General features: G+C 69.9%; 13 protein-coding genes. 9 read left to right on the top strand and 4 right to left on the bottom strand.

The window, feature by feature from the left end:
• The first annotated feature begins 61 nt into the window (after positions 1-61).
• The 4 genes from ABZU72_RS13635 (at position 62) to ABZU72_RS13620 (ending at position 4,683) form a co-directional block, all read left to right on the top strand.
• Positions 62-655 (top strand): hypothetical protein, encoded by a 594-nt coding sequence (locus ABZU72_RS13635; protein WP_355019386.1) that lies wholly within the window; start codon positions 62-64, stop codon positions 653-655.
• 85 nt (positions 656-740) lie between these two features.
• Positions 741-1,853 (top strand): ImmA/IrrE family metallo-endopeptidase, encoded by a 1,113-nt coding sequence (locus ABZU72_RS13630; RefSeq protein WP_355019385.1) that lies wholly within the window; start codon positions 741-743, stop codon positions 1,851-1,853.
• A gap of 215 nt (positions 1,854-2,068) precedes the next feature.
• Positions 2,069-3,409 (top strand): FAD-dependent oxidoreductase, encoded by a 1,341-nt coding sequence (locus ABZU72_RS13625; protein WP_355019384.1) that lies wholly within the window; start codon positions 2,069-2,071, stop codon positions 3,407-3,409.
• Positions 3,410-3,438: 29 nt separating this feature from the next.
• Positions 3,439-4,683, top strand: a complete 1,245-nt coding sequence (locus ABZU72_RS13620; RefSeq protein WP_355019383.1) for a cyclopropane-fatty-acyl-phospholipid synthase family protein — start codon at positions 3,439-3,441, stop codon at positions 4,681-4,683.
• An 11-nt stretch (positions 4,684-4,694) separates the two neighbouring features.
• Here the strand turns inward: ABZU72_RS13620 and ABZU72_RS13615 are convergent, their stop codons facing one another.
• Together ABZU72_RS13615 and ABZU72_RS13610 are read right to left on the bottom strand one after the other, a co-directional pair.
• Complete coding sequence (locus tag ABZU72_RS13615; protein ID WP_355019382.1) at positions 4,695-5,480, bottom strand: SDR family oxidoreductase; 786 nt, start codon at positions 5,478-5,480, stop codon at positions 4,695-4,697.
• Positions 5,481-5,516: 36 nt separating this feature from the next.
• Complete coding sequence (locus ABZU72_RS13610; protein ID WP_355019381.1) at positions 5,517-5,879, bottom strand: nuclear transport factor 2 family protein; 363 nt, start codon at positions 5,877-5,879, stop codon at positions 5,517-5,519.
• A 78-nt stretch (positions 5,880-5,957) separates the two neighbouring features.
• On the opposite strand from ABZU72_RS13610, the gene ABZU72_RS13605 reads away from it, so the two are divergent.
• Positions 5,958-6,752: a MerR family transcriptional regulator gene (locus tag ABZU72_RS13605; protein ID WP_355019380.1), complete on the top strand. Its 795-nt coding sequence runs from the start codon at positions 5,958-5,960 to the stop codon at positions 6,750-6,752.
• A 9-nt stretch (positions 6,753-6,761) separates the two neighbouring features.
• Here ABZU72_RS13605 and ABZU72_RS13600 read toward each other — a convergent pair whose 3' ends face one another.
• The gene (locus ABZU72_RS13600; RefSeq protein WP_355019379.1) at positions 6,762-8,060 is read right to left on the bottom strand and encodes an ankyrin repeat domain-containing protein; all 1,299 of its coding nucleotides are present in this window, start codon (positions 8,058-8,060) and stop codon (positions 6,762-6,764) included.
• Positions 8,057-9,130: a gluconolaconase gene (locus ABZU72_RS13595; RefSeq protein WP_355019378.1), complete on the bottom strand. Its 1,074-nt coding sequence runs from the start codon at positions 9,128-9,130 to the stop codon at positions 8,057-8,059. The genes ABZU72_RS13600 and ABZU72_RS13595 overlap by 4 nt, the downstream gene beginning before the upstream one ends.
• Before the next feature lie 175 nt (positions 9,131-9,305).
• On the opposite strand from ABZU72_RS13595, the gene ABZU72_RS13590 reads away from it, so the two are divergent.
• The 4 genes from ABZU72_RS13590 to ABZU72_RS13575 all read left to right on the top strand — a co-directional run bounded on the left by ABZU72_RS13590 (position 9,306) and on the right by ABZU72_RS13575 (position 13,081).
• Positions 9,306-10,535, top strand: coding sequence for a sensor histidine kinase (locus ABZU72_RS13590; protein WP_355019377.1), 1,230 nt, complete (start codon positions 9,306-9,308; stop codon positions 10,533-10,535).
• Positions 10,528-11,163 (top strand): response regulator transcription factor, encoded by a 636-nt coding sequence (locus tag ABZU72_RS13585; protein ID WP_355019376.1) that lies wholly within the window; start codon positions 10,528-10,530, stop codon positions 11,161-11,163. The genes ABZU72_RS13590 and ABZU72_RS13585 overlap by 8 nt, the downstream gene beginning before the upstream one ends.
• Positions 11,164-11,276: 113 nt before the next feature.
• A complete protein-coding gene (locus ABZU72_RS13580) occupies positions 11,277-11,948 on the top strand; it encodes a type IV toxin-antitoxin system AbiEi family antitoxin domain-containing protein (protein WP_355019375.1) in 672 nt (223 codons plus the stop codon).
• Complete coding sequence (locus tag ABZU72_RS13575; protein WP_355019374.1) at positions 11,945-13,081, top strand: nucleotidyl transferase AbiEii/AbiGii toxin family protein; 1,137 nt, start codon at positions 11,945-11,947, stop codon at positions 13,079-13,081. Before ABZU72_RS13580 ends, ABZU72_RS13575 begins: the two co-directional genes overlap by 4 nt.
• Positions 13,082-13,115 lie beyond the last annotated feature (34 nt).

The following is a 13,115-nucleotide window of genomic DNA, read 5'->3' as shown; positions in this document are numbered from 1 at the left end:
CGACACGCCAAGGGTGTGACATACGCTTGAAAGCGTTTCGCGTAAATGTCACACTCTTGTCATGGAGCAGATGCACCAGTTGGCGGACGCGGTTCGCGAGACGTTCAGCGCAGACGGCCACAACATCAAGAAGGCGGTTAGTCTTCACCCCTCCTTTGGGCGTTCCAAGGTTCCCCAGTCCGGCCTGGCACGCAACATGGTGCTCGACGCCATCACCGAGCAAGCGAGAGTTCTGAACATCGGGGTGAAGACGGTCGCCGGTGGCGGCTGCGACATCTTGATCTTCGACGACCTTACAGAGCGCCATTACCGGGTCCTCAAGGCCACCAAGGATCCCGAGACCGACGCGTACGACATCCTTGGTTCGGAGAACCTCCTCGATGTCGCCGACGCCGAGCCCAGCATGTTCACCACGACTGAACGCTGGGTCTTCGCCTACACCGTCGACGACGCCGGCATGATCATCGACGTCTTCGAGGCTCGAGTCGCCGGCCTCAGCAAGCACAAGGTGCCGCATCTGCTCCTGGAGGGGATCACGATCCTGGGCACGGGCCTGACGCCGCCTCCCGAGGGTCGTGGCTACCAGCCGCCCGACGAGGACCTGGACGGATTCGGCGACGAGGAGTCCGGCGAGGATGGGAGCGAGGCCATGTAGTCCCGGCGACGTCCGCCCTGACTATTGTCGCTTCTCAGATTCCCCCACACCTGTGAGAGCAGGTTGCATGAAGGAACCGCCGCACATGAACACGCGACTGAACCCTGATCGCATCGAGCGACTTCGCCTCGCCCGCGGCCACACCCAGGCCGACTTGGCAGCAGTGCTCAGCATCCCTCCGAGCGCCTTCTCCCGCGTCACCAAGGGCCACACGCCCATCGACCAGGCCGCGGTGGAATCGATCGCCAAGACCCTCGACTGTTCACTCGAACTACTCACCACCGCGCCGCCTAACTACCTTCACACGCGGCCCCTGCTCCGTGCCTATGCGGATGCCCCGAAGAAGACTGTCGACCAGTACCTGGCAGATACCCTGCTCGCCGTCGAGATGTTTCAGACCGTGGGTGCGCGCCGACTGCCCGAAATCATCCCTACGTTCGACGGCGACTCCAACAGTGCCTACGACATCGAGGAGTACGCCGGGTTCGTCCGCCAGGCCGCCGAAGTCCCCGAAGGGCACGTACGGAACGTCACTCGTGCCGCCGAACGCCTTGGATGCATCGTCCTGCCGCTCGACCACGAGTTAGGCAAACACCTCGGGATGTCTCTCTACGTCGATGGCATCCCCGTTATCCGGGTCAGTCGCCCCGATGCGATCGGCGGCATCCCCGGCGACCGCCAACGATTCACCGTTGCTCACGAGCTCGGCCACATCGGGATGCATGCCTCCACCCCGGAACCGAAGACCGCCGAGGAGTCCCGTGTCCTGGAGAAACAGGCCCACCGGTTCGCTGGGGCCTTCCTGCTACCAGCCGAGGAGTTCCTCGCAGATCTCGACCATTTAGGCGGGCGCAAGACACTGTCGACCCTCGTGAAGCTCAAGGAACGCTGGGGCGTAGCTGTCAAAGCGATGGTCGTACGGCTCCAGCAGCTGGGTCAGATCGACGGCGACCAAGCCCGAAGCCTTTACAAGCAGATCTCCGCGCGCGGCTGGAATAAGGATGAGCCAATGCACGTGGGCAACGAGCGCGCGGCATGGCCGATTAGCGCCCTTGGTCTTCGTACGAGCAGGACCGACGCCCTGGAGCAGGTTGTGACGGCCAGCGGGTTCGGCCGCTCCCACTTCGCCGCTTGGACCGAATGGGACGCTCCTGAGGCCCCGGACGCAATCGTGCTGGAGTTCGCCCGGCGCTCGTGACCCTCGCCGACACAAGAATCAGCGCCCCACCTCAGATACCCGTGGGTGGGGCGCTGCCTGCGTTTCAGAACTGTTCGGCCAGGCCGCTTTGGGCGCTACGGATCCAGGATCGGACGAGAATCTGACCTGAGGACCAAATCCGATTCGCCTCGGTGACCGAAGACCGGGTGACAGCGCTTGCGCGTTGTTCCCCACTTCGACCCTCGAGGAGCCCGATGAGCAGTCCCGACCACGCACACCGTCGGATCGCCGTGGTGGGCAGCGGGGTGGCCGGCCTGACCGCGGCTTACGTCGCCTCCGGCCAATGCGCGGTGACGCTCTTCGAGGCCGATGACCGGCTGGGCGGCCATGCCGACACCCACCGGGTCACCGCGCCGGACGGGAGCGAGCTGGCGATCGACACGGGGTTCATCGTGCACAACCGGCGTACGTATCCGACCCTGCTCCGGCTCTTCGCGGAGCTCGATGTGCCGACGCAGGTCTCCGAGATGTCGATGTCGGTGCGTTCGCAGAGCGCCGGAGTGGAGTACGCAGGTGCGCGCGGGCTGCGCGGGGTGCTGCCCGACCGTCGTGCGTTCCGTCCGGCGCACCTGCGGATGCTCACCGAGATCCCGCGGTTCCACCGGGCCGCCAGGGCGCTGCTCGCGAGCGACGAGCCCGACGATCGCACCCTCGAGGCGTTCCTGGACGAGCACGGGTTCACGCCGCACTTCCGTCGCCACTTCATGGCCCCGCTGGTCGCCGCGGTGTGGTCCTGCGACCCGGCCACGGCGCTGAGCTACCCGGCGCGCTACCTCTTCGAGTTCCTCAGCCACCACGGGATGCTGCAGGTCTTCGGCTCGCCGCGCTGGCGCACGGTCACCGGCGGGTCGGCGACGTACGTCGAGCGGGTCGCTGCCGCGATCCGTGACCGCGGCGGCCGGGTGCTGACCTCGACGAAGATCGTGAACGTGGTCGAGACCGGCGCGGGGGTCGAGATCACCGACGGCAACGGGCGCACCGAGCTCTTCGACGCGGCCGTGCTGGCGACCCATCCCGGACAGTCGCTGGCGATGCTCGGCGAGCCCACGGCGGCCCAGCGGGAGATCCTGGGTGGGTTCCCGTACTCCGCCAACCAGGCTCAGCTGCACACCGACACCAGCCTCCTGCCGGCCAGCGAGCACGTCCGGTCCTCGTGGAACTACCTGGAGCGCCCCGGCCGCGGCCAGGTCACGGTCACTTACGACCTCACCAGGTTGATGCGGCTGCCGGCTCCCGGCGGCGTACGTCATCTGGTCACGCTCGGTGGCGCCGACCTGATCGATCCCGAGAAGGTCATCGCCACCATGGAGTACGAGCACCCGCTCTACACCCCGGAGTCGGTGGCGGCCCAGCAGCGGGCCGACGAGCTGGACTCCGCGGCGCTGGTCTTCGCCGGCGCCTGGCGGGGCTGGGGGTTCCACGAGGACGGCGCCCGCTCCGGTGCCCGGGCGGCCGAACGGCTGGGGCTCTCCTGGACGAACCCCGCGGCGCGGCCCGACTCCGCGACCGGGGCTACGACGCCTGCCGGTACGTAGACACCACTGCACCACCACGAAGGAGTCCGATGAAGACCATCGAAGCCCCCGCCGCTCAGACCTCGGTGGGAGAGCGCTGGCCCATGCTGCAGGAAGCACCCAGCGGGCTGGTGACCCGGGGCACCGCGGCGGCCGCGGCGGCCGTCTTCCGGGCCGCTACGAAGCGGCTCGGGATCAATGTGAGCGAGGACGGCAGCCCGGCCGACATCGTGCTGCACCGGCCCGAGGAGTTCTACGCCAGGCTCAGCCGGCACGGGCTGATCGGCTTCGGCGAGGCGTACATGACCGGCGCCTGGGAAGCCCCGGAGCTGGGGGAGACGCTGACCGTGCTGTGCCGGGATCTCGACGGTCTCCTGCCCGGGTGGGCGCAGGGGCTGCGTGGGGTCTACGAGCGGCGCCGCGGCGCGAAGGACCTGAACACCCCGGAGAACGCGCGCGAGCACATCGGGCACCACTACGACCTGTCGAACGAGTTCTTCGCGCTCTTCCTGGACCCGACGATGAGCTACTCGGCGGGCCTCTTCTCGACCCTGCCCTCGACGGAGGACCTGGCGCTCGCCCAGCACCGCAAGATCGACCGGATCCTCGATGAGGCGGGAGTCGGACCCGGCACCCGTCTGCTCGAGATCGGGACCGGCTGGGGAGAGCTCGCCCTGCGGGCCGCCGCCCGGGGCGCCCAAGTCACCTCGGTGACCCTCTCCGTCGAGCAGGCCGCGCTGGCCCGGCGCCGGATCGGCGCGGCCGGTCTGGACCATCGGGTGGACGTGGAGCTGCGCGACTACCGGGCCGTGGACGGGACGTACGACGCGGTGGTCTCGGTCGAGATGATCGAGGCGGTCGGCGAACGGTTCTGGCCGGTCTACTTCGCGAAGATCGACGAGGTCCTGGCCCCGGGCGGCACCGCGGTGGTCCAGGCGATCACCATGCCGCACGACCGGATGCTCGCCACCCGGAGCACCGAGACCTGGATCACCAAGTACATCTTCCCCGGCGGGCTGCTCCCCTCGACCGAGGCGATCACCGGTGTCACCGAGGCACACACCCGGCTCCGGCTGCGGAGCCGGCTCTCGTTCGGTGCCCACTACGCGGAGACCCTGCGGCGGTGGGACCTCGCGCTGCTCGATCGCGCCGACGAGGTCCGGGCGCTCGGGTTCGACGAGACGTTCCTGCGGATGTGGCACTTCTACCTCGAGTACTCCCGGGCCGGGTTCGCGGCCGATTACATCGACGTCCAGCAGCTCACGTTCAGCCGGGACGAGGTGGTTGCTCGCTGACGGCGCCCGGCTTAGACGGTCGGGACGGTGCCGCCGTCGATCACGTACTCGGCGCCGACGATCGCCGAGGCGCGGTCCGAGACGAGGAATCCGACCAGGTCCGCGATCTCCTCGGTGTTCGCGAACCGTCCCAGGGGTACTCCTCCGAGGGAGTCGTAGATCGTCTGCTTGGCTGCTTCACGGGTGAGTCCGTTGCCCTCGGCGATCCGGTCCACGAATCGTTCGTACGCTTCGGTCTCGATCCCGCCGGGGCTGATCGCGTTGACCCGTACGCCGCGCGGCGCGAGCTCGTTGGCAAGCCCCTTGCTGTACGTGCGCAGCGCGGCCTTCGCTGCTGCGTAGGCCAAGGACGCGTCGTACAGGGGCAGCTCACGCTGGATCGAGGTGAAGTGCAGCACCACGCCCGACCCGGCCCCGATCATCGCCGGGAGAAGAGCTCGATCCAGCCGTACCGCCCCGAGGAAGTTGAGGTTCAGCTCGGTGAGCCACTGGTCATCGGTGATGACCGCGAAACCACCGGACGGCGTCGACGCCCCTCCGACGACGTGCACCAGGATGTCGAGTGCGCCGGCCTCTGCGATGCGAGCGGCCACGGCATCGGTGCCTTCTGCCGTCGAGATGTCCGCTTCGATGAACCGGTCAGGGTGCTCGTACCCGTCGGGCATGGTGCGCGCCGTCACGTACACGTCGGCACCCAGCTCTCGCAGTCTCTCCGCGACGGCCTTGCCCGAGCCTTTCGAGCCGCCCGTGACCAACGCCCGGCGACCATCGAGACGATCGCGATCTGAGATGGACATTTCTCTCCTTTGAAGATCGAGGTGGTGTGGGTTCGGTCAGACTGGGTGGTTGGCGATGACGAGTTCGGCGACGAGGCCATCCCGCAGCGCGAACCGGTAGTCGAGCTCGGCGACGCCACCCGGGAAGGTGCCCTCGAGCCGCACGGTGACCACCCAGTGGGCGTCATCGACGCGGCGAGCGCCGATCTGCTCGGTCGTGTACTCGAACTCGGTGCCGGCGTCCCGCAGGAACGCGTGGGCTTCCTCTCGGCCGCGGAAGGTCTCGTCCTGGTCGACGACCACGGCATCCTCGACGAGGAACGACGAGGCGGTGTCGGCGTCGCGGGCGACGTGGGCGGCGAGGAACTCGCGCACGGTGGTCGGGAGCAGGTCGGACGGAAGATCGGTGTGCTGTGTCATGAGCCCACCATCTGGCCTCGCCGCGCGGGAGGGTCAAGCGGTGGACTCTCCCCCAGGGGGAGCGTTCACAATGAGGGGGTGCTGACCATCGGGGAGTTCTCGCGGTTGACCCACTTGAGTGTGCGGACCCTGCGTCGCTATCACGAGGCGGCCCTGCTGGATCCCGCTGTGGTGGACGAGACCACCGGTTACCGCTACTACAGCGTCGACCAGATCCCGACCGCGCAGGTCATCCACCGACTCCGCGAGCTCGACGTCCCTCTGGGCGATGTGCAACGGATCCTGCGGACCCCCGACCCGGGCGTCCGGGCGGCCCTGGTCGCGGACCATCTGCAACGCCTCGAGGACGAGCTCGACCGCACCCGGGCCGCGGTCGTGTCGCTGCGCCGCCTGCTCCGGCCCGACCCCGCGCCGATCGACGTCGAGCTGCGTGCGGAGCCCGCCCGGACGGTCGCCGCGGTGGAGGCCGTCGTCGGGCATCGCGACGTCGAGACCTGGTACGCAGGCGCGATGGCCGAGCTGGAGGCGGCCGTCGGCACCGCCGTGACCGGACCGCCGGGCGGCAGCTACGCCAACGCCCTCTTCGAGCAGGAGCGCGGTCACGCGCTCGTCTACCTGCCGACCGATGCGCCACCTCGCACCGGCCGTGTGCACCCCGCGACCCTTCCGGCCGCGGAGCTGGCAGTCACCACCCACGTCGGCGAGCACGACGGCATCGAGGTGACGTACGGCGAGCTCGGGACCTGGGTGGTGGAGAATGCGATGTCGGTGGCCGGGCCGGTGCGGGAGGTCTACGTCGTCGGTCCTCGTGACACGAGCGATCCCGCTGCGTGGCGCACCGAGATCGGCTGGCCGGTCTTTCGTGTCACCTGAGGCGGCTGATCAGCCGCCGTGCTGCTCAATACTGTGCTGTTCGATGATCTGCGCGATCTCGGTGAAGCCTCGGTTGCGGGCATGCTCGAGCGGGGTCACGCCGTCGCGGTCGGCGATGCCCGGGTCGGCGCCGTTCTCGAGCAGGCTGCGGACGACCCGCTGCCAGCGGTCGGAGCCCTCGCCGAGGATCACGGCCTCGAGGAGGGCGGTCCAGCCGAGGTCGTTGACGTGGTCGATGTCGATCTCGGTGCGAGCGACCCGCTCCACGTAGTCCGCGTGGCCGCGCTCGCTGGCGGGGATGATCGAGAGGCCGCCGTAGCGGTTGCGTACGGTCAGGTCCGGGTCGACGCTGAGCAGCAGCTCGGCCATCGGGACGCTCCCGGTGACACCGGTGACCAGCCAGGGCGTGTCGTGCTGGCCGTCGAGGGCGTCCGGGTCGGCCCCCAGGTGCACGAGCAGGCGAGCCGTCTCGAGGTGGTCGTCGGTGACGGCGAGCAGCAGCGGCGTACGCCGGTTGCCGTCTCTGGCCTCCAGGTCAGCGCCGCCACGGAGCGCGGCCGCGGCCGAGTCCGTGTCGCCCGACGAAGCCGCCCGCAGGAGCTGCTGGTCACCGTCGGCGACCTCGGCCGAAGCCGTACGCAGCGTCGACACGATCGCGTCGAAACCACGCTCCTCGGCGTGCTCCAGCGCGGTCTTCCCGTCCCGGCCCGCCTCGATCGAGATGTCCACGCCGGCCGCGACGAGCACCCGTACGGTGTCGGCCGCGTCCGGGCCGTCGTCACCCAGGACGACCGCCTCGTGCAGGGCGGTCCAGCCCAGGTTGTTGACGTGATCGAGGTCGATCCCGGCCTGCACCAGACGCCCCACGACGTCGGCGTGGCCGCGCTCGGCGGCGCGGATCAGCGCGGTGCCGTCGTAGGAGTCCTTGGCGTTGACCTCGGCGCCGTTGCGGAGGGTCAGGTCGAGCAGGTCGACGTAGCCCTCGCTCGCGGCGATGAGGTAGGCGCTCTGCTGGGTCTCGTCCTCGTAGTTGACGTCGGCCCCGGCCTGGACCAGCTGACGGGCACGGGCCACGTCGTTGTCCCAGGCGGCCTTGATCAGCTGCTCGTTCATCCGCTGTCGCTCCTCGGGGTCGGGGGTGCTCTTCGCCCCCTTCGTCGGGGCGGACGCCGGACTCGACGCGGAGCTCGATGGAGACGGTTCGGCGGTCTCCGACGGCGCCGCGGCGCAGCCTGCCAGAAGCACGGCCATCGCCGCGGCGGCGGTCGACCACCGCAGGTGTGGCCGCGCAGATGTGGACAGCGTCATCGCGGCATCCGGGCGGTGACGATCTCGTACGGTCCCTGCGCGGTCTGCTCGTCGAAGTGGCTGTCGACCAGCAGCAACCTGCCGCCGAGCAGCTTGCCGGTGGTGAAGATGCGGTTCGGGTCGGTGGCACGGGAGGAGACGTGCTCCGCGGAGGTGGCGGAGGGGTTCAGCTCGAGGTGCACGATCTCCTTGTCGAAGTTGCGGATCACCGCGAGGTCGCGCCCCTGCCGGATCAGACCGTCGGCGTTGCGCAGGTTCGCGCCGTCGGTGTCGATCTCGCTGACCTCGCCGGTGGCGACGGAGAAGCGCCACAGCTGCCCGGTGGTGCCCTGGGCGACGACGAAGGCGGAGCGGTCCTGGCTCAGCACGATGCCACCGAGGTTGAAGCCCTCGACCGTGGTGATCAGCGAGCTGCCGTCGGCCCACTCGGTGGCCTGCCAGCCGTCCGCGCTTCGCGCGGTTACTCCCTCGCTCGGCGCGAGCGGACGAGCAAGCTCGCCGCTCGACCTCGCTCCGGTCGTCTCGGCACCCTCGGCGACGCGGATGATCGTCGGGTCGTTGGAGTTGGTGAAGTACGCAGCCCCGTCCGGCCCGATCGCGACATCGTTGAGGAACGCGTTGTTGTCGGGGACGCGGAGGGCGGCGAGCAGCTCGCCCTCGGGGCTGTAGACCCACAGGTCGGGGCGGTCATTGCCGGTGCCGTTCGGGCCGCCGGCGATGTAGACGCGGCCCTCGTCGTCGACGGTGATGCCGCGAGCGGTGTAGCGGCCGTCGGTGCCGTCACCGGCCAGCCACTCCTCGGCCTGGGCACGGTCGGCCGAGCCGCGCTGGATCTCGCCGCCGGTGACCTCGCTGACGTAGAACCTCCCGGACTCCTGGTCCACGCCGATGCCTTCGAACTTCGAGCCGCCCTGGGCGGACGGGTCGCCCTCGAGCAGGTAGCTCGCCGGGCGGCCGTTGCCCTCGGAGGCGTTGGCCGCGGTGCCCATGCCGAGGGCGGTGAAGGACAGGGTGGCCGAGGCGGCGATGCCGGCCAGGCCGGCGAGGGCGGCGGTTCGGGACGTACGCATGGTGGTGCTCCTCCGGTGTTCGGTGCGGTTGGTCGAGCTGATGCATCAACCATCGCCGTCGGGGAGGGGTCCGGACATCGGGTGACCGGCGACGTCTGGATAGCCGTTCGGCGACACCCCGGATAGCCGATCGGATGATGCCGGAGCCCCGCGACCGGCCTAGCCTGGAACGACCATGTCGACCGATACCGCGCCAGCTCCAGGACCCAGCGCCGGTGGGATCCTGGCCGGCCAGACGATGCTCGACCGCTGGCTCCACGTCTCACTGGTGGTGCTCGTCATCGCCTCGGTCGCGCGCTACCTGCAGGGGCACGGCTTCGGCGACCAGGCCGAGGTGGTCCTGCCCGGCGCCGCCGTCCTCCTGATCGCGTACGCCGCGGGCCGCCGCCTCGTCGGCACGGCCGCGGTCGTCTGGCTGGGCGCAGTGATCGCCTGCTGGACGGTGCTGGCGCTGATCGCGCCGTCGTTCTCGTGGGCGGCCGTGCCGCTGGTCTTCCTGGCGCTGCGGGTGCTGCCGTTCCGCTGGGCCGTGGCCGTCACGGTCTTCCTCGTCGCGATCGTCGCCGTCGCCTGGAGCCGGATGACCGGCCTGGCCGACCCGACCGTGCTGCTCGGACCGGTCTGCGTCGCGGTGCTCGCGGTGACCGCCTACCGCGCTCTCGAACGCGACGCGGTCACCCGGCGCGCGCTCCTCGCAGACCTCGAGGCGGCCCAGGACGAGGTCGCGGACGCCGAGCGCCGAGCCGGAGTCGTGGCCGAGCGCGCGCGGCTGAGCCGGGAGATCCACGACAGCGTCGCCCAGGGTCTGACCAGCATCAACCTGCTGCTCCAGGCGGCCGACCAGGAATGGGAGTCGCGCCCGGCCGACGCCCGCGGCCACGTCGACCAGGCGGCGACGATGGCCCGCTCCTCGCTCGACGAGGCGCGACGGGTCGTCCGCGACCTCGCCCCCACCGAGCTGACCGGCGGATCGGCGCTGGCCACCGCCGTACGCCAGGTCGCCGACGACGTCGCCGCCACCACCGGGCTCAGCGTCCCGGTCCACGTCCACGGCGACCCGCACGAGGTCGGCGGGCGGGTGGCGACCGCCGTCGTACGCACCCTGCGGGGTGCGCTCGCCAACGTCGCCGAGCATGCCGGCGCGACGACGGCGGTCGTCTCCCTCACCTTCCACGAGGGCGGTGTCGCCCTGGACGTACGCGACGACGGAGCCGGGTTCGACGCAACCCGGCTGAAGGAAGAGCCCGACGGGCTGCGCGGACACGGCCTGGCCGGGATGCGGGCTCGCGCCCGCCTGCTGGGTGGAGACTTGGTCATCGAGAGTGCCCCAGGCGAGGGCACGGTGGTCGCCGCCTCGTTCGCGGCCGGACAGACAGCATCTCAGGGGGAGGAACGTCGTGGCTGAGCAACGCATCCGGGTGGTGCTGGTGGACGACCATCCGGTGGTCCGGGCAGGCGTACGCGCCCTGGTGGACGCCCAGGACGACCTGGACGTGGTCGGCGAGGCGGCCGACTCGACCCAGGCCGTCGCGGTCGTCGGCGAGACCCGGCCGGACGTGGTGCTGATGGACCTCAGCCTCGGTGACGGACCGGGCGGGGCGGAGACCACCCGGCTGGTCCGCGAGCTGCCGTCGCCGCCGCACGTACTGGTGCTGACGACCTACGACACCGAGGCCGACGTCCTCGAGGCCGTCGACGCCGGTGCGGCGGGCTACCTGCTCAAGGACGCGCCGCCCGACGAGCTGTTCCGCGCCATCCGCGGCACCGCACGAGGAGAGACCGTGCTCGCCCCCTCTGTCGCGACCCGGTTGCTGCAGCGGGCCGCCTCGCCGACGCCGAAGGTGAGCCCGCGCGAGGTCGAGATCCTGCGGCTGCTCGCCAAAGGCCTGGGCAACAAGGAGATGGCTCGCGAGCTGCTGGTCAGCGAGGCGACGGTCAAGTCGCACCTCTCCCACATCTACACCAAGCTCGGCGTCGACACCCGCGCCGGCGCCGTAGCCACGGCCATCGAGCGTCGCATCCTGCGACCCTGAGCGTGGGGCCATTACGGATCGCATCATTTGTCATCTTCCCGCGAACAAATGTTGGCCAGTCGACCCCGACGTTGAGGTGCAACATTTGTCATCACTGGTGATACAATTGTTGCATGATCGACTCGACGCTAGGGCGGCTCGGCGCCATAGCCGAGCAGCGATGGGGCATGGTCACCACCGCCCAGGCCGCCGCAGTCGGAGTCTCGCGACAGCAACTGGCCCGTATGGCTGCCTCTGGAGCGATGGAGCGGGTCGCCCAGGGCGTCTACCGCATGGCCGGCGCACCGCATCAGAACCACGAGGCGATCTACGCGACCTGGCTCGCTCTCGGCGGGGCGACGATGCCGAAGACGCAGTCCGGGGCCCCGTCCCTGGTCGCCGCCGGGATCACCGCGGCCATCGCCCACGACCTGGGCGACTTCTTCCTCGACGGGTTCGACTTCATGGTCCCGACGCGCAAGGGAACGAGGCTGCCCGGCGTACGGCTGCGCATCCGGCGACTGACCCGCGAGGAGGTCGGCTCGGCCAACGGGCTCCCGGTCCTGTCGGTGGAGCGGACCATCGCGGACCTGGTGGAGCAGTGGACCGACCTCTCCCTCGTTGCCGGCGTCGTACGCGACGCCGTACTCGCCGGCCGGCTCCTGGCCCCAGACCGCCTGACGACCTACCTCGAGCCCATCGCCAGGGCGCAGATGCGGCGCGACATCGGTAGGGGTGACGGCCGCTCCCTGGCAGACGACCTGTTCAAGCTTGCCGGCATCGCTCCCGAAGGGTGGGCGGCATGAACAGCGAGACGCCAGACAGCTCCGAGGGTTACCGCGACTGGCGCTCGATCGAGCTTGCGATGAAGGAGGCAGCCAAGAAGGCCTCCCGAGAAGCCGGGTCGAACGTACGAGCGGCGACCGTTGACGCCCAGATCCGGCAAGCCCGGTTCGACCGGTTCCTCTCGCGGGTCTTCGCTGACGGCGGAGATTCCCCATGGATGCTCAAGGGAGGGATGAGCATGCTCGCCCGAGTCCCGCAGGCACGCACGACCAAGGACGTGGACCTCGCCGCTGAACGCGCCGGCGACCTGGCCGAGGCCGAGGCGGCACTGGTCCGTGCCGTCGACGTGGATCTCGGCGACCATCTCACCTTCCGGCTGCTCAGCAGCACGCCGACCGGGCTGGGGGAGAACCAGCCCGGCGTGCTCACCCGGCGCTACGTCTTCTCCTGCATCGACACCGGCGGCGCGTTCGGTGGCGAGCGCGAGATCGACCAGGTGAAGGTGGATCTGGTCGTGGGCCCCGCCCCGGTCGGCAGGCCCGAGGTCGTCGAGCCCGCGAACCGCCTGCAGCTGCGCCGAAGGCTGGTCACCCACCCCTACCGGCTCTATCCGGTCGCCGATCAGATCGGCGACAAGGTGTGCGCGACGATGGACACCAACTATCCCACCGGGGCCTCCAGCCGCGTCAAGGACCTGGTCGACCTCGTGGTGCTGGCCCGTACGCAGCGGGTCGATCTCGAGGAGCTGCGAGCTGCGATCGCGACCAAGAGGATCCTGGGAAAGATCCCTCCGTTCGAGCACCTCCAGGTGCCCGACGAGTGGGCCACGGCGTATCCCAAAGAGGCTCGAGGAGTGCCCGGCGCACAAGACATCACCGCGGCCGAGGCCGAGGCGTACGCCGCCCAGCTCGTCGATCCCGCACTGACCGGCGCCACCGAAGATGCGGCGGCCGTGTGGGTGCCCGGCGCCGGCTGGACCGCCCCCGACGACGTCGAGGCGGTCAGCGCCGAGGTCGCCGATGATCTCGCCGCCGGGGGCGATATCTACGTGCGCCACTACACCCGCGGCGGCTGGCCGGTGCGTGAGCACTGGCCAGCCGCCCGCGGCACCTACCGCATACGGTCCACCGAGCGTCGCATCCTGCGACCTTGACTGCGGTGACTGCCTCCTTCGGTGGAGCCGGCGG

It is taken from the genome of Nocardioides sp. NPDC004968 (assembly GCF_040608935.1).
GTDB lineage: Bacteria > Actinomycetota > Actinomycetes > Propionibacteriales > Nocardioidaceae > Nocardioides.
The sequence above is the reverse complement of the archived record's forward strand: the minus strand, read 5'-3'. Positions and strand labels throughout refer to the sequence as shown.

Bases quoted from the DNA above. Each gene is read 5' to 3' on its own strand.
- ABZU72_RS13635 (WP_355019386.1), top strand. From the start codon at position 62: ATGGAGCAGATGCACCAGTTGGCGGACGCGGTTCGCGAGACGTTCAGC.
- ABZU72_RS13630 (WP_355019385.1), top strand. From the start codon at position 741: ATGAACACGCGACTGAACCCTGATCGCATCGAGCGACTTCGCCTCGCC.
- ABZU72_RS13625 (WP_355019384.1), top strand. From the start codon at position 2,069: ATGAGCAGTCCCGACCACGCACACCGTCGGATCGCCGTGGTGGGCAGC.
- ABZU72_RS13620 (WP_355019383.1), top strand. From the start codon at position 3,439: ATGAAGACCATCGAAGCCCCCGCCGCTCAGACCTCGGTGGGAGAGCGC.
- ABZU72_RS13615 (WP_355019382.1), bottom strand. From the start codon at position 5,480: ATGTCCATCTCAGATCGCGATCGTCTCGATGGTCGCCGGGCGTTGGTC.
- ABZU72_RS13610 (WP_355019381.1), bottom strand. From the start codon at position 5,879: ATGACACAGCACACCGATCTTCCGTCCGACCTGCTCCCGACCACCGTG.
- ABZU72_RS13600 (WP_355019379.1), bottom strand. From the start codon at position 8,060: ATGACGCTGTCCACATCTGCGCGGCCACACCTGCGGTGGTCGACCGCC.
- ABZU72_RS13595 (WP_355019378.1), bottom strand. From the start codon at position 9,130: ATGCGTACGTCCCGAACCGCCGCCCTCGCCGGCCTGGCCGGCATCGCC.
- ABZU72_RS13590 (WP_355019377.1), top strand. From the start codon at position 9,306: ATGTCGACCGATACCGCGCCAGCTCCAGGACCCAGCGCCGGTGGGATC.
- ABZU72_RS13580 (WP_355019375.1), top strand. From the start codon at position 11,277: ATGATCGACTCGACGCTAGGGCGGCTCGGCGCCATAGCCGAGCAGCGA.
- ABZU72_RS13575 (WP_355019374.1), top strand. From the start codon at position 11,945: ATGAACAGCGAGACGCCAGACAGCTCCGAGGGTTACCGCGACTGGCGC.